We start from the raw sequence: 16,826 nt of genomic DNA, 5'->3' as shown, positions 1-16,826 counted from the left end.
GGCGCGGCGACACCACCGCCGCCGCTGAGGCTTCACCACCGCCGCGAAGGGACGCGCCCCGGCACATTGTCGGGGCGCCTTTCCCCCGGCCTTGGAGCGCCCTATCGACGCCGCAAAGGCGCACCCTTGGAGCGGCGCGACGCTAGAGGTCGGCGACCCCGCAGGGGGTAAATGGGGCAACGGCTTGTACGTAAGGGCGCTCGGAAATGTGCGCCAAAAAATCGGCCTGCCCCTTGAAATACAGACCGGCGCCATCAAAGACACGATGAGGGAGACAAAGAGGGAAACTATCAGTGCCCTATGGAGTGTCTTTAAGGGTGTATGGATAGAGTGCTAGTAGGGATGTAGAAGTAGGAGTGTACCATAAGACACTCATTAGACTCTCCATGGAGCCCCTGTAGGCCCATAGACCTCCATGGAGCGCCCTAATGAGTGCGCTTGGACTAGTCACGTTCTAGCCCTCCCCTCTATCCACTGTTGCCATTCTGCGGCGCAGCCGCTCAGAAGGCCCCTGAGCGCGTATACACGCCTCTGCCCTACCAACCGTCCAGTAGACGCCGTATCGGCGCTCTGAGGGGCCTCCAGACTCGATCTAGAGGCATTCTATGATACATAGTCTCATGCCATTGCCGTGGGGCGGCCTCAGCAGCGCCTTGCAACGCTGTTCAGGACGCCCCACGGCTGGCCGGTGAGTTACTGCTCGGCTAGGCCCAGACGTCCACGTCTAGCCCAGCCAATCGGGCTAGGTGTTCATCGAGGCGTGCTGCCGCCGCGGTCAGATTGCTGGCGCCCGTCGCTGCAAGCCACTCTGCAACGGCGGCCCTTTCGTGCGGCATCAGCGGCAGCCGCGCCTTTGCCCGGTGTCGCCGCGCTACCGGGTCGGGAGGATCGAACATCACCATGGGTGCGGTCCTGAAGGGTGGCGCCGTGCTAGTGTAGGCGGCGGCTTTCGAGCGATCAGCTGGCGGCCTTGGCCGATCAGGGAGCCGGCAAGGCGGTGCGCCTGCGGGGCCGTGAGGCGGTCGCGTAGCAGAGCGTTGTTGAAGTAGTCCCGCGCCCTGGCCGGTATGGCGCCGGCCAAGGCAGCGAAGGGGAACCGGCTAGCGGCGAGAGCGGCCAAGTCCATCACAGACGACGCGGCCGGCGAGCGTTGATCTCGCGGGCGCGCTCCTCTATCTGAAGCTGGCGGGCGCGCTCTTGGGCAGCCTTTTCAAGTTCCACGCCTTCAACGGTTTTCTGCCGCTCGGCATAGTCGGCGGCTATCGCCTGCCTCACCCTGCGGACGGCATCCAGCCGGCGGCCGGTGTATTCGAAGTTCTTGGCCTGTATCTCCGCCGACAGCTTGGCGCGTTCCAGTTCAGGCAGGACGTACCGCGGGCGCCCTTGAAGGTCATAGCCGGTGATGGCGTCGCGGCGGGCCGTAAGGGCCTCCGTTTCATCCAGAAGCCGCACGGCAGTCTGTCGAACGTCATATAGCGCCCCGTGCAGCAGAGATGACTGCTCAGGCGGCCCAGCATTGAAGCGTGCGCGCTTCACCATACGGTGCGCCGTCTCATCAATGATTGCCTGCTCGGCTTCCGCGTTGCCGTTGGCGCCGGCCGCGTTAATGGCCTTGTCTGCGGCTTCTCGCCATTCAGGCGGCAGCGCAGAGCGCGGCATGTTACGTGGGCGGCGATCCCCGCCCGGCAGCGGGTCAAAGTTGATCGGGTCCGACAGCATCGTGTCAACAAGTGCGAAGATTTGCGCGCCGCTGACGGTCGCCGGGTCGATAGAGCCGCGCGGCGCGTCCGCCCAATACTCCGCCGGCAAAGGCGCGTCGGGGGCCGCACGGACGCCTAGAACGGCGCTCCGCAGAGTGTCATTGAGGGCCTGTTGGGGCGCGACGGCGGGGGCCGGGGTGTCGCTTGGGGCGGCTTCAGGAGCGCCCTGGGGGTTGCTTTCAAGGTCCGTTGTCACGGGCTTGCTTTCATATGCCGGAGGTTGGGTAGTCGGCCCGGCACGCTCCGACGACGTGACAGGGCAGCGGCCGGCGCGTGTCATCGCGTCGATCCGGGGTTAATCGGGCTTTCGGAAAGGGTGCCGCCCCCAGCCCATGACAAAAACCGGGGGCGGCGATGGCGAGCGGCAGAGACGCGCTCAAGCCTCGGGCGCGTGAAAGCGGGCGCGCTCGATCTGGGGTAGAGGTCGGGGCCTCCGACGCCGGCCCGCCCTGCGCTAGTCGTTAGACAGGCAACAGGGCAGGCCCGCGATGCGGGGTCTCACCTAATCTCAGGAAAGTTTGGGGCGGTCAGGGCGGTCCCCGAACGCAGACGGACGCGCTCAGAGCATACGGAGGGGAAATCCCATACGTAGGGCGAATAGGCATACGACGGAGGAACCGCTGGATCAGCATACGCTGCGCGTGTTGATGCATATATCGTGGAAATAGCTGCGGCCCGAGTTACCGCGGCGCGGTGCCTACGATGTCATACGGGGAGCGAATTGCGCCTTTAGCATACGTCGGCTAAATTGTTGGCGCCAGCATACCCCGCCCAAATTGCGCGCTTGGCATACACGCGCCGATTTGCACGCGTCAGCATACGGGGACCGAATTGCCGCCAACAGCATACGTCACGCGAATTGCTTAGCCGCATACGATGTCCAAACAGCACTTCGGCTGCTGTCAACGCTCACACGGTGGGGAAATGACGGCGCCGATGTGTGTGCGCCAGAACACAGCTAAAAATCGCAGCACAAAAAAGTTGCACGATGTGCAACACGCCTAGTTGCACCAGGTAACACGGTAAGCGTACAATCTACGGACCGGAGACGGCATTGAGTCGGCCCCTTGTGGAAGGGGGCCGCGGCCTGGACGCCTACCGTCTCCGGTCCTTCGGCGGTTTGGAAATCGCCGATTGCCCTTCATACAACCCCGTTATCGCCTTCGGTAGTGCCGAAGCACACGTTATCCCCGGTTTAGTTCTATCCTGCGGAGACGCATGTCAGATAAGGCGCTGCAAATAAAAGGTTTCCTGCGCATTAAGCGGGCCCTTTCTTTTTTCGATCAAGTTAACTTGGCTGTGGATAACTCGGGCTCTCTGCCGAGATTCGGCGCTCAGCGACCTAATCAGCCAGTGGCTTAATCTGGTAGAGCGTGTGCAAACGCTGATTCGATGCCGCTCAAAACCAGCCTAAATCGCGTCAGGATGACTCAGAATGCTGTCAAGAGGGCCTCTCAGGTATCAACCCCGCGGACGCCCTCAATCGTCGCTCTACGGCCGTCCTAACGCGCCTTAGCTACCCAGCCGCAGCAACTGCCGTTCGCCGCCCGGCCTGCCGCTTCGGCCACTGATAGGCATACTGGATGACCGTTTCCCCACCCTGCCGCCACGCGAGCACCAGCCGGCTGTCGCGGTAGTCGACAACAGCCGCCTCCATTAGCACTCGGAGCGCTGCATTGATGGCAGGCCGATCAGGACCGGCCGCGCCTCTGCCGGCCGTCAGCAGCCGCACCAGCGGCCCCACGCGGGCCTGTATCAGCCCGCCGTCGACAACGCCGCGCTCCCTGTCTAGCGCGGCAAGTTCGGCCGTAAGACGGTCTAGGTCCGCCTCCATGTCCGCGAGTTTCTTGGCGCCTGTCCGTGACGGGGCGGCTACCAGGGCGTCCGCAAGGTCGCTGGCAAGCTGTCGGGTGCCGTCTATCTCCGCCGCTAACCGGTCCCGCCGGCCGTCCAGGGCCTCCCCGCGGCCGCCCGCTGGAACGTCTTGGAGGGCCTCGGGCCCGTCATTGAGCAACGCGGCCTCAACCGCCGCTAGGTCCACAGAGACGTACTGACAGCCGGCTCCCGCCTTCGCGCGTGTACAGACTAGCTTGGGCTTGCCGGCCTTGGCCGCCCTCCCCTTGTAGACACGGGTCATAGCATCCCCGCAGATTGGACAGCGCGCCAGCCCGGCGAGCATGTTAGCGACGACAGGGGCGACCCCACGGCCTCTAGGGGCAGCGTGCTTGCCGTCCTTAATGGCTCGCACGGCCTGCCAATCGGCCTCCGACACGACAGCCGGGAAGGCGCCCGACACGGGAGCCTCTAGAACGCGGCGCTTGCGGCCGTCGACGTATTCGATCCGGCCCGGGACAAGCTGCCCGATGACAGCGGGATTGCGGAGCACCTTGGCCACCGTGGAGCGGTGCCAGCGGGCGCCGCGCTCCAATACCGGAGCGCCCTCGGCGTTCAGGGTCTCGGCAATCTTGTGCTCTCCCATGCCGGCGAGCGTGAGCGCGAAAATGCGCGCCACGGCCGCGGCCTTCGGCCCGTCCGGCTCCCAGCCCGCCGGAGTAAGTTGCAGCCACGAAGGCGCCCGGCGGCTATACAGGCCGCCTCCGCCCTCCGCCGCACGCTTGCGCTTTTGCTCCCAAGCCGCAGCTACGCGGCGCCCCTTAGTCTTGCTTTCCTCATGGGCTCTTAAGGCGACCATGTAGGATATAATGAAGGCGGTAGGGTCGTTATCGAGCCGCTCTAGGGTGTACCGCTGGCCGTCGCTTAGGGTCACGATGTCCACGCCAGCCTCGATAATCTCCTCGACGATCCGCTGAGCGCGTCGGGGGACCATGCGGCTAATCCGGTCCAGGCTTTCAACAAGCAGAACCGATCCGGGCTCTACTAGCCCCTGCCGAATGGCGTACAGAAACGCCCCTAGCCCGCGATCTTCCTCAACGTTCAGACCGCGGTAGGCGGACACTCCCATATCTCGAAGGTCCAGGCGCTCGTCTAAAGTCATCCCGCGTGCGGCTGCCCACGCCGCCGCGGCCTCGGTCTGCCGTCTAAAGCTGTCGCCTTTCGCCTGCTCAGGTGACGAAAATCGCGTGTAAGAATAGACCGACGGCATAAGCGGAATTTGCATGTTGGACGCCTCCAGTTCAACGGGTCGCAACGTGCAATACCTGCTGATGTCCGGCCCGCCTGGCTCGGGCAAGTCGCTGCTCGCCGCCGCCCTGCCCGGCATCCTGCCCGAACTGACCCCGGCCGAGGCGCTGGAGGTCTCGATGGTCGCATCGATGGCCGGCGAGCTCGAAGGCGGGCGCCTCGTGCGCACCCGGCCGTTCCGCAGTCCGCATCACAGCGCCTCGATGCCGGCGCTGGTCGGCGGCGGCGCCAAGGCGCGGCCCGGCGAGGTCAGCCTGGCGCACTTGGGCGTGCTGTTCCTCGACGAGCTGCCCGAATTCCAGCGCGGCGTCCTCGATTCGCTGCGGCAACCGCTGGAAACCGGCACGGTCATGGTGGCGCGGGCGGCGGCGCATGTGTCCTATCCGGCGCGGGTGCAGCTGATCGCGGCGATGAACCCCTGCCGCTGCGGGCATCTCGGCGATGCGGCGCAGGCCTGTTCGCGGGCGCCCAGATGCGCCGTCGATTACCAGGCGCGGCTGTCGGGGCCGCTGCTCGATCGCATCGACCTGCATGTCGACGTGCCGGCGGTCAGCGCCGCCGATCTCAGCCTGCCGCCGCCGTCCGAAACCTCGGCGATCGTCGCCGCCCGCGTCGCCGCGGCCCGCGCCATCCAGACCGCGCGCTATGCCGGCGCCGCGGCGCGCACCAATGCCGAGGCCGACGGCAAGGTGCTGGAAGCCGCGGCGACGCCCGACGCCGCCGGCGCCAAGCTCCTCGCCCAGGCCGCCGACACGCTGCGGCTGTCGGCGCGCGGCTATCACCGGGTGCTGCGCGTGGCGCGCACGCTCGCCGATCTCGCCGGGGCGGAACAGGTGACGCGGCTGCATATCGCCGAGGCGCTGAGCTATCGTCGGCGAGCGCCAGTCAACTAACCCGGCCAACTGAATTGCGCTGCAGGCGACGCAACGATAACGGTAACGGCACGTTTTAAGCCCGAGCCGAAGGAGAACGTCTATGGGTATCTACAGTTTCATCAAGGACAAGCTGGGCATCGGCGGCCCCGATCCCGACGCGATCAAGGCGCAGGTCGCCAAGCTGGGCCTGAACGTGCAGAACCTGGGCGTGACGGTGGCCGATGGCGTCGCGACGGTGACCGGCCTCGCCGCCAACCGTGCCGAAGCGTCGAAGATCGTCATGGCGGTCGGCAACAACGACGGCATCCAGAAGGTCGACAACCAGATGCGCGTGCCGCTGTCGTCGATCACGCCGGCTGCCGGCGCGACCCCCGCCGCCGCCAACACCGACGACGACCATGCCGACGAGGATGCGGTGGTATTCTATCCGGTGGAAAAGGGCGACACGCTGTCGGGCATCGCCAAGCGCCTGTACGGCGACGCTAGCCTCTACCCGCGCATCTTCGAGGCCAACAAGCCGATGCTCAGCGACCCGGACAAGATCTATCCGGGCCAGGTCCTGCGCGTACCGCCGCTCTGATCGCGGCACCGATCGGTTGAACGGGGCGGTGCCTTGGCGGGCGCCGCCTTTTTCATGCCGGCGCTATGGTCTCGACCGGTTCCGTGCCGGTATCCCATTTCGCGATCACCGCCGTCGCCACCGCATTGCCGATGACGTTGGTGGCGCTGCGGCCCATGTCGAGGAAATGGTCGACAGCGAGGATCAGCAGCAGCCCGGCCTCCGGGATGTTGAAATAGGGCAAGGTCGCCGCGATGACCACCAGGCTGGCGCGCGGCACCCCGGCGATACCCTTCGATGTGATCATCAACAGCCCGAGCATGAAGATTTCCTGCCCCAGCGTCAGGTCGATGCCATAGGCCTGGGCGATGAAGATGCTGGCAAAGGCGCAGTACATCATCGAGCCGTCGAGATTGAACGAATAGCCCAGCGGCAGCACGAAGCTGGCGATGCGGTTGGGAATGCCGAAGCGTTCCAGCGACTCCAGCATCTTGGGGTACGCCGCCTCCGACGATGCGGTGGCAAAGGTGATCAGGAACGGCTCGCGGATGTCGCGCACCAGTCGCAGGATGTTGGGCAGGCCGATGACCGCGGCACCGGCGCCGAGCAGGACCAGCCACAGGATCGCCAGCGCCAGGTAGAAGCCGCCGATGAACTTCCCGAAGACGATGAGGATGCCCAGCCCCTCCACCGCGATCGCCGAGGCAACGGCGGCGAACACCGCGAACGGCGCCACCTTCATCACATAGCCGGTCACCGTCAGCATCAGGTGCATCAGCGCCTCCAGCCCGCGGGTGATCGGCTTGCCGGCGTCGCCGATGGCGATCAGCCCGACGCCGGCGAACAGCGAGAAGACGACGATCTGCAGCACCTCGTTGGTGGCCATCGCCTCGAAGATCGACTTGGGGAAGATGTGGAGAATGAACTCCTTGAGGTCGAATGCCTTTTTGGCCAGCCCCGTCGCCGCGTCGGCGGGCGGCAGGGTCAGCCCGACGCCGACGCCCGGCGCCAGCAGATTGACCATCAATATGCCCAGCGACAGCGATACCACCGAGGCGGTGATGAACCAGGCGAGCGTGCGCCCGAAGGTGCGCCCGACGGCGCCGCCGCTGCCCATGTGCGCGACACCGACCACGAGCGTCGACAGCACCAGCGGGGCGATGATCATCTTGATCAGCTGCAGGAAGACGCCGGTGACCACGCTGAAATAATAGGCCGCGTCCTTGGCCTGTTCGGCGTTCACCGAGATGTTGATCACATAGCCGGTGGCGACACCGGTCACCAGCGCGACGAGGATATAGCGGGTCAGGCGGTTGCTGTTCATCGGCCGCCACGCTTCCGGCGGCGGCGGGTTGCGGTCAAGTCATTTTGCACGCGCGCTACCCCTCCCAGCGCAGCCCGAGCCACAGCGTGCGCGGCTGGCCGCGATCGATGATGCCGTCGGCGCTGAGGCCCGACACGACCTCGGCATCGCCGATGTTCTCGGCGCGCGCCTCCACCGACAGGCCGCCGAGCAGCCGCAGCCGGGCGCCGGCATCGACCGTCGTCACCGCCGGCAGGCGGCGCAGATTCTGGTCGTCGTCGAATTGCGCGCCGGAATGGCGCAGCGTGACGTTGCCGCGCAGCCGATCGCCGGTCCAGGCGAGCGTGCCCGAGGCGCTGAACTGCGGCGTCACCGCCGGGCGCAAGCCGTCGAGACCCGCCGACAGGCCGGAGGCGCGGACGCGCGGATCGGCCCAGGCGGCGGACGCGACCGCGCTCCAGCGGCCGAACTCGACACCGGCGTCGGCCTCGATACCATGCACCACCACCGCATCGAGATTGAGCCGCTGGCGGAAGGCGCCGCCGGCGGCGACGAAGCCGACCTGCGGGAAGGTGCCCGGCCCACGCCCCAGCGTGACGTTGGAAATCGCCCCCGACAGTTCATTGGCATAGGCGGTCACCGACAGATGCGCCGCCGGCAGCGGCCGCCAATCGAACCCGGCCTCGACACCCCGCGCGCGCTCCAGGTCGAGCGCCGGATTGGCCGCGGTCGCATCGGCACCGACGCGGAACGGGCGGTAGAGCTCGTTCGGCGTCGGCAGCCGGAAGCCTGTGTAGATGGCGGCACGCAGCGCCAGCACCGGCGCCACCTTCCATACCGCGCCGCCGCGCGCCGTGCCGCGCCAGCCGTCGCGGCCCGGTGCCGGCAGGTCGAGCGTCATCGCCCCGGTGGCGCTGTCGATCTCGCGCAGCCGGCCGGCCTCGATGGTCCAGCGATCGGCGCGGGCGCCGCCGGTCAGCGTCAGCGTGTCGGTCAGCGACCAACTGTCCTCCACATAAAAGCCGATCGTCGAGGTCGCGCCGCCGGCCTCGCGCAGCCGGGTGAAGCTGCCGGCCACAAGGCGAAATCGTTCCTTGCTGGTGCCGTCACCACGCCGCGCATCGACGCCGATCTCGAGATTGTGCGCGCTGCCGACCGGCGGCCGTACGGCAAACTTGCCGCCGATCCCCGTCGCCGGGGTGCGATACTGGTCGAGCGTCGGCGTCGCTGTGGCCCGGCCCGGCCCGATGCTGGCGAACTGTGCCGCGAAATCCCGCGTCTGGACATAGGCCAGCGCCTCCACACCCCAACGCCCGCGGTGGATCACCCGCACGCTGGCATCGACGCCGCGGCTGGTCGAGCCGGCCAGCGCCAGCCCGCGAAAACGCACATCGTCGAAGGCCCGCGCCGCGACCTGCACCTCGCTGGCGTCGCCCATCGGCATCACCGCGCGCAGCGACGCCCCCCAGCTGCGATAGCGCGCCGGAATGTCGACCGGCCCGGCCTGGCCCTCCGGCAGCAGCACATAGCCGTCGCCGCGATCATAGCGGCCGCCGGCGGTAACGAAGCCGCCACCCAGCCGCGCCGTGACGCTGCCGCTCGCCGCCCAGCTGTCGCGCGAGCCACCGGCCAGCGCCAGCGACACCGGCGGCAGCACATCGGGCCCGCCGCTCTGCAGCTCCAGCGTGCCCGCCACCGCGCCGGCGCCGAACGCCCCCGCCCCGCCGCCGCGGGTCACCCGGATGCTCGCCAACGTCGCCGGGTCGATGGCGCTCCACGGGATATAGCCGGCGAACGGATCGGCCAGCGGCACGCCGTCGAGCAGCACCAGCGCCCGCGACGCGGCATTGCCGCCGAGCGCGCGCAGCGTGACGCCCTGCGATGTCGGGTTGGCGGCGCGGCTGTCGCTGCGACGGAAGGCGGCGAGGCCGGCGACATCCTTCAGCGCATCCTCGACGCGGCCGGAGGCGGTGCCGGCGACCCGCGCCCGGTCGATGGTGACGGTCGAATAGGCGGCGGCGCCCGGCGCCGTCGGCAGGGCGGTGCCGGTAACGACGATCTCGGCGGCGGGCGGGGGCAGGTCCATCGCGCCGTCATGGCGGCGCCGCGTGCCGGCGGCAAGACCACTGGCGGCCGCACCGGCGCTCGGCTACCGAGACGGCAATCAGCTGGAAGGCCCCGACATGACCGAAGCCGTCATCGTTTCCACCGCACGCACGCCGATCGGCCGCGCCTACAAGGGCGCGCTCAACGATACCGAAGGCCCGTTGCTGGCGGCACATGTCATCCGCGCAGCGCTGTCGCGCGCCGGCGTCGACGGCGCCGAGGTCGAGGACGTTCTGCTCGGCAGCGCCCATCCCGAAGGCGCCACCGGCAACAATGTCGCCCGCGTCGCGGCGCTGGCGGCGGGCCTACCGGTCGGCGTGTCGGGCACCACCATCGACCGCAAATGCGCGTCGGGGCTGCAGACCATCGCCTTTGCCGCCCAGCGGCTGCGCGCCGGCGAGGACGGCATCTACGTCGCCGGCGGCCTTGATTCGGTATCGCTGGTGCTGCCCAACAAGAACCTCGTCCGCTACCGGTCGGACGGCATCGCCGAGACCATGCCGGCGCTGTACTGGCCGATGATCGAGACGGCCGATTACGTGGCGACCAAATACGGCGTCAGCCGCGAGGCCCAGGACGAATATTCCCTCGAAAGCCAGCGCCGCACCGCTGCCGGGCAAGAAGCCGGTCGCTTCGATGCCGAAATCGTGCCGATCGCCGCGACAAAGCGGGTGACGGCCAAGGACGGCACCGAGAGCCTGGAACTGGCGACGCTCGTCAAGGACGAAGGCAACCGCCCCGACACCCAGCTCGCCGGCCTCGCCGCGCTGAAGACGGTGCGCGAGGGCGGATTCATCACCGCCGGCAACGCCAGCCAGTTGTCGGACGGCGCCAGCGTCTGCGTCGTCATGTCGGATGCGGAAGCGGCGCGGCGCGGGCTGGAGCCGCTGGGCGTCTTCCGCGGCTTTGCCGTCGCCGGCTGCAGCCCGGAGGAAATGGGCATCGGCCCGGTGTTCGCGGTGCCCAAGCTGCTGGCGCGGCATGGGCTGACAGTCGCCGACATCGACCTGTGGGAACTGAACGAGGCCTTCGCGGTGCAGGTCCTCTATTGCCGCGACAAACTCGGCATCGATCCCGAACGGATCAACGTCGACGGCGGCGCCATCTCGATCGGTCATCCCTTCGGCATGTCGGGTTCACGGCTGACCGGCCATGCGCTGATCGAGGGCCGGCGGCGCGGCGCCAAGCGCGTCGTCGTGACGATGTGCGTCGGCGGCGGGATGGGGGCGGCGGCGCTGTTCGAGGTCTGACCCTACTTCCCCCCTCCCTGAAAGGGAGGGGTCGGGGGTGGGTGCGTCCTGCAGTGCCGTGCTGCCGGCAAAAGAACCAACCCCCGAGCAGACTTGACATTTATCACCGATTTGGTTATAACCGCGACCGTTTCGCTCTTTGACATCGTGAGCATCAGAGGAAATCTTCACGCGAAGATATATCTTGGCGCGGCCAGAGCCGCAAAGTGAGTGACTTTCGAGACTTTTGGAGGATTTGGTAGTGATGGCCTCGGGAGTTCCGTCCGCTTTCGCCCCAATAGCGGTCAACAGCAATTGGCGTTAGATTGGAGTGATGAAGGCTTTTCCATCATCCGTGGCCGCAACTTGTGCGATGCTGCTCGTTGGATGTTCAGTCGAGATCAAACCCGAAAATCCCATTGCCCGAGTGGCTTCGTTGCCAGAAATTCAGAATGACGCCCATGCCTCAGCAACCAATCCCGATGGTGCAGGAGTGTGGGTGCTACTCACCGCCCTAATCACCAAAGAAGATGTTGAGCGCGTATCTCGCTCAGAGGTGTATCCTCATGTTTACATTGTCGAATGTGCGACCGGCAGGGACACCAACGTGGGAACAGAGCCCCGGCTGGAGGGGACCGATTTCGCGAACGCCAATAATGTCAAAGCGCTCGTCAAAGCGCACCCAACCAAGTTAACTTATCAGATGCAAAGTCTCATCTTTGCTCGCAAGGGGGACTTTCGGATGCCGCAGTGTTTGCAGTTTCGGGGCGGCAGCTACCTTGGCCAGAAGATCACTGAGAAGCGGAATCCTATCCGCACCAGTGGCCAGCTGCCCTAGGACCGCTTTCCACCCCATATCAGCCAGGGCCGCGGCAAAGCCGCGGCTCACGTCGGACGCGTTCGCCGGGCCTGATGCCCGGCGCCCCGCCGTCCGGTCTTGCGCCTGTCGGCGCGCTGCGACTAGATCTCGACCTGGCTTCCCAACTCCACCACCCGGTTCGTCGGCAGCTTGAAGAAATCCATCGCGCTTTCCGCGTTGCGCATCATCCAGCTGAACAGATGCTCGCGCCACAGCGCCATGCCGGGCCGGTCGCTGGCCAGCAGCGTCTGCCGCGACAGGAAGAAGCTGGTTTCCATCATCTTCAGCTTCGGCCCACAATTCTCGACCTTCTTCAGCACCGCCGGAATGTCGATTTCCTGCATGAAGCCATAGCGGATGAACAGCCGATAGAAATTGCTGCCCAGGTCGACGACGCCGATGCGGTCCTCGTCCGACACATAGGGCACTTCCTCGATCATCACGGTCAGGATCATGATGCGATCGTGCAGCACCTTGTTGTGCTTGAGGTTATGCAGCAGCGCCGGCGGCACGCCCTTGGGCGATGTCGTCATGAATACCGCGGTGCCCGGCACCCGGGTGGCGGCGCCGGCGGCGGACTTGATGAACACCTCCATCGGCATGGCGCTTTCGCGCAGCCGTTCCTGCATCAGCGAACGCCCCTTGGCCCAGGTCGTCAGGAAGGTGAAGGTGATCGCGCCGACGAGCAGCGGGAACCAGCCGCCATCGGGAATCTTGGTCATGTTCGACGCCAGATAGGCGGCATCGATGACCAGGAACACGCCGACAAAGCCATAGGCCAGCCAGCGATTCCATTTCCACACCGTCAGCACCAGTACCGCCATCATGCAGGTGGTGATGAACATGTTGCCGGTGACGGCTATGCCATAGGCCGAGGCCAGGTTCGACGACGACCGGAAGCTGAGCACCAGCAGCACGACCATGCCGAGCAGGCCCCAGTTGACCAGCGGGATGTAGATCTGCCCCGCCGCCGATGCCGAGGTATGGGTGATCTTCACCCGCGGCAGGAAGCCGAGCTGCACCGCCTGCTGCACGACCGAAAAGGCGCCCGAAATCACCGCCTGGCTGGCGATGATCGTCGCCATCGTCGCCAGCCCGACGAGCGGCAGCCGCGCCCAGTCGGGCACCATCAGGAAGAACGGGTTGGCGATCTTGTCAGGCGAAGCCAGCACCAGCGCCGACTGGCCGAAATAGTTGAGCAGCAACGCCGGCATGACGAAATACAGCCAGGAGACCTGGATGGGCTTCCTGCCGAAATGCCCCATGTCGGCATAGAGCGCTTCCGCCCCCGTCACCGACAGCACCACCGAGCCGAGCGCGAGAAAGCCCAGCCCCGGATTGTCGAGAAAGAAGCGCACCGCCCAGATCGGGTTGACCGCCTGCAGGATCGACGGGTTCTGCACCAGCTGGAACAGGCCCATGATGGCGATGACGACGAAATAGACCAGCATGATCGGCGCGAACAACGCCCCGACCTTGGCGGAGCCGCGCGCCTGCAGCAGGAACAGGCCGATCAGGATGCCGACCGAGATCGGCAGCACCAGCCGCTCGAAACCGCTGCTGACGACGGTCAGCCCCTCGACCGCCGACAGCACCGAGATCGCCGGGGTGATGATGCAGTCGCCGATGAACAGCGCCGTCGCCAGCACCCCGAGCAGGCCCAGGTAACGCGTCCGCTTGGCGCTGTGCGTCGACAGGCGGGAGATCATCGCCAGCAGGGAAAGACTCCCGCCTTCGCCGCGATTGTCGGCACGCAGGATGACGAGGATGTATTTCACCGTGACGATCAGCGTCATCGTCCAGAAGACGAGGCTCATCACGCCGAAGACGTGCAGCTGGTCCACCGCCAGCTTGTGATGGCCGGTAAAGGTTTCCTTCAGCGCATAGAGCGGGCTGGTCCCGATGTCGCCGAACACCACGCCGATGGCGCCCACGGCGAGCCGCGCCGTGCCCTGCGGGGCATGGCCATGATCGTCGGCAGTGGTCGCAGGCGTCGCGGCTGTCGCGCTCGACATTGTGCACAAAGTCCCGAAGGGAAGCGGGCGGCGCGGTAGCACAGCCATGACGGGCCCGCAATGCGACGGCTGACCCCGGCCCTGTCGGCCGGTCATGTGCGCCGGCCGCAACGGAACGGCCCGGCGGGGCACCTGTTCCATCCCGGGGCGACCGGCTATGGTCGCGCCATCGCGAGTTTGGAGAAGTTTGATGCGCGTCGGCGTACCCAAGGAAATCAAGGTTCATGAATATCGGGTCGGCCTGACCCCGCCATCGGTGGCGGAGCTGACGGCGCGCGGTCACCAGGTCATCGTCGAGACCGGCGCCGGCGGCGGCATCGACTTCACCGATGGCGACTATATCGCGGCCGGCGCGACCATCGCCCCGGACGCACCGTCGGTGTTCAGCGCCGCCGAGATGATCGTCAAGGTCAAGGAGCCGCAGCTGCACGAATGCGCCTGGCTGCGCCCCGAACAGACGCTGTTCACCTACCTCCACCTCGCCGCCGACAAGCCCCAGGCCGAAGCGCTGATGGCGAGCGGAGCCACCTGCATCGCCTATGAAACCGTCACCGACCGGCACGGCGGCCTGCCGCTGCTGCGCCCGATGTCGGAAGTTGCCGGCCGCATGTCGGTGCAGGTCGGCGCACACTATCTCGAAAAAGAACAGGGAGGCCGCGGCATCCTGCTCGGCGGCGTGCCGGGCGTCGCGCCGGGCCGCGTGGCCATCCTCGGCGGCGGCGTCTCCGGCCTCAATGCCGCGCAGATGGCGGTCGGCATGCGCGCCGATGTCACCATCTACGACATCTCGACGGCGCGGCTGGCGGAGATCGACGAAATCTTCGAAGGCCGGGTGAAGACGGCGTTCTCGTCGCGCGCCGCTATCGCCGCCGCCATTGCCCGTGCCCATGTCGTCATCGGCGCGGTGCTGATCCCCGGCGCCGCGGCGCCCAAGCTGGTCAGCCGCGACATGCTGAAGCTGATGAAGCGTGGCAGCGTCCTCGTCGACATCGCCATCGACCAGGGCGGCTGTTTCGAAACCAGCCGGGCGACCACCCATGCCGACCCGGTCTATGTCGTCGACGGCATCATCCATTACTGCGTCGCCAACATGCCCGGCGCCGTCGCCCGCACCTCGACCTTTGCGCTGAACAACGCGACGCTGCCCTTCGTGCTGCGCCTCGCCGACATGGGCGCCGCCGCGGCAATGGCGGCGGATCCGCACCTCGCCGAAGGCCTCAACGTCGCCGGCGGCCGCATCCGCCACCAGGCTGTCGCCGACGCGCTGCAGCTGCCGATGGCCGCATAGCATGGCCTTTCGCATCGGTTTCCTGCTGTATCCCAACGTCACCCAGCTCGACATGACCGGGCCGGCGCAGGTGCTCAGCCGGATGCCCGGCGCCAGCGTCGATTATGTCTGGCACAACCTCGATCCGGTGATGAGCGACTGCCGGCTGGCGCTGGTGCCGACGCAGACGCTGGCCGATGCGGGCCAGTTCGACATGGTCTGCGTGCCCGGCGGTTATGGCTGCACCGCCGTCATGCACGATGCGGCGGCGCTCGACTGGCTGCGGGTGCAGGCCGGGGCTGCACGGCTGATGACCAGCGTCTGCACCGGCTCGCTGATCCTCGCCGCCGCCGGATTGCTGGACGGCTATCGCGCCGGCTGCCACTGGGCCTGGGGGCATAGCCTTCCCAGCTTCGGCGCAACCTGGGTACCCGATCGCACTGTCGTCGACCGCGACCGCATCACCGCGGGCGGCGTCACCGCCGGCATCGACTTCGCCTTTCGGGTCATCGCCGAGCTGCATGGCCAGGACGTGTCCGACGCGGTGCGGCTGGCGCTGGAATATGATCCGGAGGCGGGCCCCGGCGGCACCCCGGCATCCGCGCGGCCGGAAATCCTGGCCATGGTCCAGGCCGCGATGGCCGGCCGCTTGGGAGAGCGGCAGGCGGAGATCGACGCCGCCGCAGCGGCCTTGAACGCTGATTCAGTTCGATGAACAAATTTTCATAAACGACGCATCTATGGCCGTGACTCCCGCGTAGCTGCCCAGCGGGGGCAGCAACGGAAAGGGACCCATAGATGATGCCGAAACTTCAATCGAGATCAGCAGTACTGCGACTTGCCGGCCTCGCCATCGCCAGCATGGCGCCGGCATCGGAAGCGCTTGCCGAGCGTATCTATGGCCTTGCCGGCGGCAGCGTCATCACCTTCGATTCATCGGCGCCCGGGACCATCACCTCGACGCGGACCATCACCGGCGTCGCAGCTGGCGACACGCTCGTCGGCCTCGACCTGCGCCCGGCGACCGGCGTGCTCTACAGCGTCGGCACCAGCGGCAACCTGTACACGCTGACGCGTGCCGCCGGCGGCACCTATGCGGCGACCAGCGTCGGCGTCATCGCACCGACGCCGACCGGCACCAGCTTCGGCATCGATTTCAATCCCGTCCCCGACCGGCTGCGGCTGATCAGCGACACCAACCAGAACCTGCGCATCAATCCGGCCAATGGCGCCACGCTGGTCGACGGGTCGATCACGCTCAATGGCAGCCCGAACGTCGACATCATGGCATCGGCCTATACCAACAACCGCGCCGGCGCGACGACGACCATGCTCTATGGCCTCGACGCCCTGTCCGACAGCCTGTTGCTGTCGACCAATGCCAATGCCGGCACCTATGTCGGCGTCGGCCCCCTGGGCTTTTCGTTCAGCGTCGGCGATCGCGTCGCCTTCGACATTTCCGGGCAGACCCGGAACGCCTTCTTTTCGATCGGCGACAACTTCTACAGCGTCAACCTGTCGACCGGCGCCGGGACCTTCATCGGCGGCGTCGGCGGCGGCGGGCTGACCGGCTTCACCGCCGGTGCGGTTCCGGAGCCCGCCAGCTGGGCGATGCTGATCGCCGGCTTCGGCCTTGTTGGTGGTGCCATGCGCCGCCGCGCAGCAACGGCGCTGACCGCCTGATCGGATGCGACCGGCGGCATGCCGCCGGT

Annotated in this window: 11 protein-coding genes and 1 pseudogene; 7 read left to right on the top strand and 5 right to left on the bottom strand. The window is 66.8% G+C overall.

Features of this window, described 5'->3' with window-relative positions:
* Nucleotides 1-1,125: 1,125 nt before the first annotated feature.
* Both ACP7AI_RS12620 and ACP7AI_RS12615 read right to left on the bottom strand, forming a co-directional pair.
* Nucleotides 1,126-1,956 (bottom strand): hypothetical protein, encoded by an 831-nt coding sequence (locus tag ACP7AI_RS12620; RefSeq protein ID WP_426167856.1) that lies wholly within the window; start codon nucleotides 1,954-1,956, stop codon nucleotides 1,126-1,128.
* Nucleotides 1,957-3,276: 1,320 nt separating this feature from the next.
* The gene (locus ACP7AI_RS12615) at nucleotides 3,277-4,878 is read right to left on the bottom strand and encodes a recombinase family protein (protein WP_426167854.1); all 1,602 of its coding nucleotides are present in this window, start codon (nucleotides 4,876-4,878) and stop codon (nucleotides 3,277-3,279) included.
* Nucleotides 4,879-4,918: 40 nt separating this feature from the next.
* Between ACP7AI_RS12615 and ACP7AI_RS12610 the strand changes: the two are divergent.
* Both ACP7AI_RS12610 and lysM read left to right on the top strand, forming a co-directional pair.
* Nucleotides 4,919-5,794 (top strand): annotated as a pseudogene (locus ACP7AI_RS12610) (YifB family Mg chelatase-like AAA ATPase); the annotation flags it as partial.
* Nucleotides 5,795-5,876: 82 nt separating this feature from the next.
* A complete protein-coding gene (gene lysM / locus ACP7AI_RS12605; protein WP_426167852.1) occupies nucleotides 5,877-6,356 on the top strand; it encodes a peptidoglycan-binding protein LysM in 480 nt (159 codons plus the stop codon).
* 52 nt (nucleotides 6,357-6,408) lie between these two features.
* Here lysM and ACP7AI_RS12600 read toward each other — a convergent pair whose 3' ends face one another.
* Nucleotides 6,409-7,659 (bottom strand): dicarboxylate/amino acid:cation symporter, encoded by a 1,251-nt coding sequence (locus ACP7AI_RS12600; RefSeq protein ID WP_426167850.1) that lies wholly within the window; start codon nucleotides 7,657-7,659, stop codon nucleotides 6,409-6,411.
* A 55-nt stretch (nucleotides 7,660-7,714) separates the two neighbouring features.
* Nucleotides 7,715-9,724: a TonB-dependent receptor gene (locus tag ACP7AI_RS12595; protein ID WP_426167848.1), complete on the bottom strand. Its 2,010-nt coding sequence runs from the start codon at nucleotides 9,722-9,724 to the stop codon at nucleotides 7,715-7,717.
* Nucleotides 9,725-9,821: 97 nt separating this feature from the next.
* Between ACP7AI_RS12595 and ACP7AI_RS12590 the strand changes: the two genes are divergently transcribed.
* Complete coding sequence (locus tag ACP7AI_RS12590; RefSeq protein WP_426167846.1) at nucleotides 9,822-10,994, top strand: acetyl-CoA C-acyltransferase; 1,173 nt, start codon at nucleotides 9,822-9,824, stop codon at nucleotides 10,992-10,994.
* Nucleotides 10,995-11,307: 313 nt separating this feature from the next.
* A complete protein-coding gene (locus ACP7AI_RS12585; protein WP_426167844.1) occupies nucleotides 11,308-11,811 on the top strand; it encodes a hypothetical protein in 504 nt (167 codons plus the stop codon).
* 122 nt (nucleotides 11,812-11,933) lie between these two features.
* Here the strand turns inward: ACP7AI_RS12585 and ACP7AI_RS12580 are convergent, their stop codons facing one another.
* Complete coding sequence (locus ACP7AI_RS12580) at nucleotides 11,934-13,856, bottom strand: potassium transporter Kup (protein ID WP_426167842.1); 1,923 nt, start codon at nucleotides 13,854-13,856, stop codon at nucleotides 11,934-11,936.
* Nucleotides 13,857-14,037: 181 nt separating this feature from the next.
* Between ACP7AI_RS12580 and ald the strand changes: the two genes are divergently transcribed.
* From ald to ACP7AI_RS12565, 3 genes are all read left to right on the top strand, one after another.
* The gene (ald, locus tag ACP7AI_RS12575; protein WP_426167840.1) at nucleotides 14,038-15,135 is read left to right on the top strand and encodes an alanine dehydrogenase; all 1,098 of its coding nucleotides are present in this window, start codon (nucleotides 14,038-14,040) and stop codon (nucleotides 15,133-15,135) included.
* Nucleotide 15,136: 1 nt separating this feature from the next.
* Nucleotides 15,137-15,829 carry a DJ-1/PfpI family protein gene (locus tag ACP7AI_RS12570; RefSeq protein WP_426167838.1) on the top strand — a complete coding sequence of 231 codons (693 nt, stop codon included), beginning with the start codon at nucleotides 15,137-15,139 and terminating at the stop codon, nucleotides 15,827-15,829.
* Nucleotides 15,830-15,912: 83 nt separating this feature from the next.
* Entirely contained in the window at nucleotides 15,913-16,797 is an 885-nt protein-coding gene (locus ACP7AI_RS12565; protein WP_426167836.1) for a DUF4394 domain-containing protein, read from the top strand.
* Nucleotides 16,798-16,826: the final 29 nt, after the last annotated feature.

The sequence above is a fragment of the Sandarakinorhabdus sp. DWP1-3-1 genome (assembly GCF_049896705.1).
In the GTDB taxonomy this organism is placed as follows: Bacteria; Pseudomonadota; Alphaproteobacteria; order Sphingomonadales; family Sphingomonadaceae; genus Sandarakinorhabdus.
The sequence above is the reverse complement of the archived record's forward strand: the minus strand, read 5'-3'. Positions and strand labels throughout refer to the sequence as shown.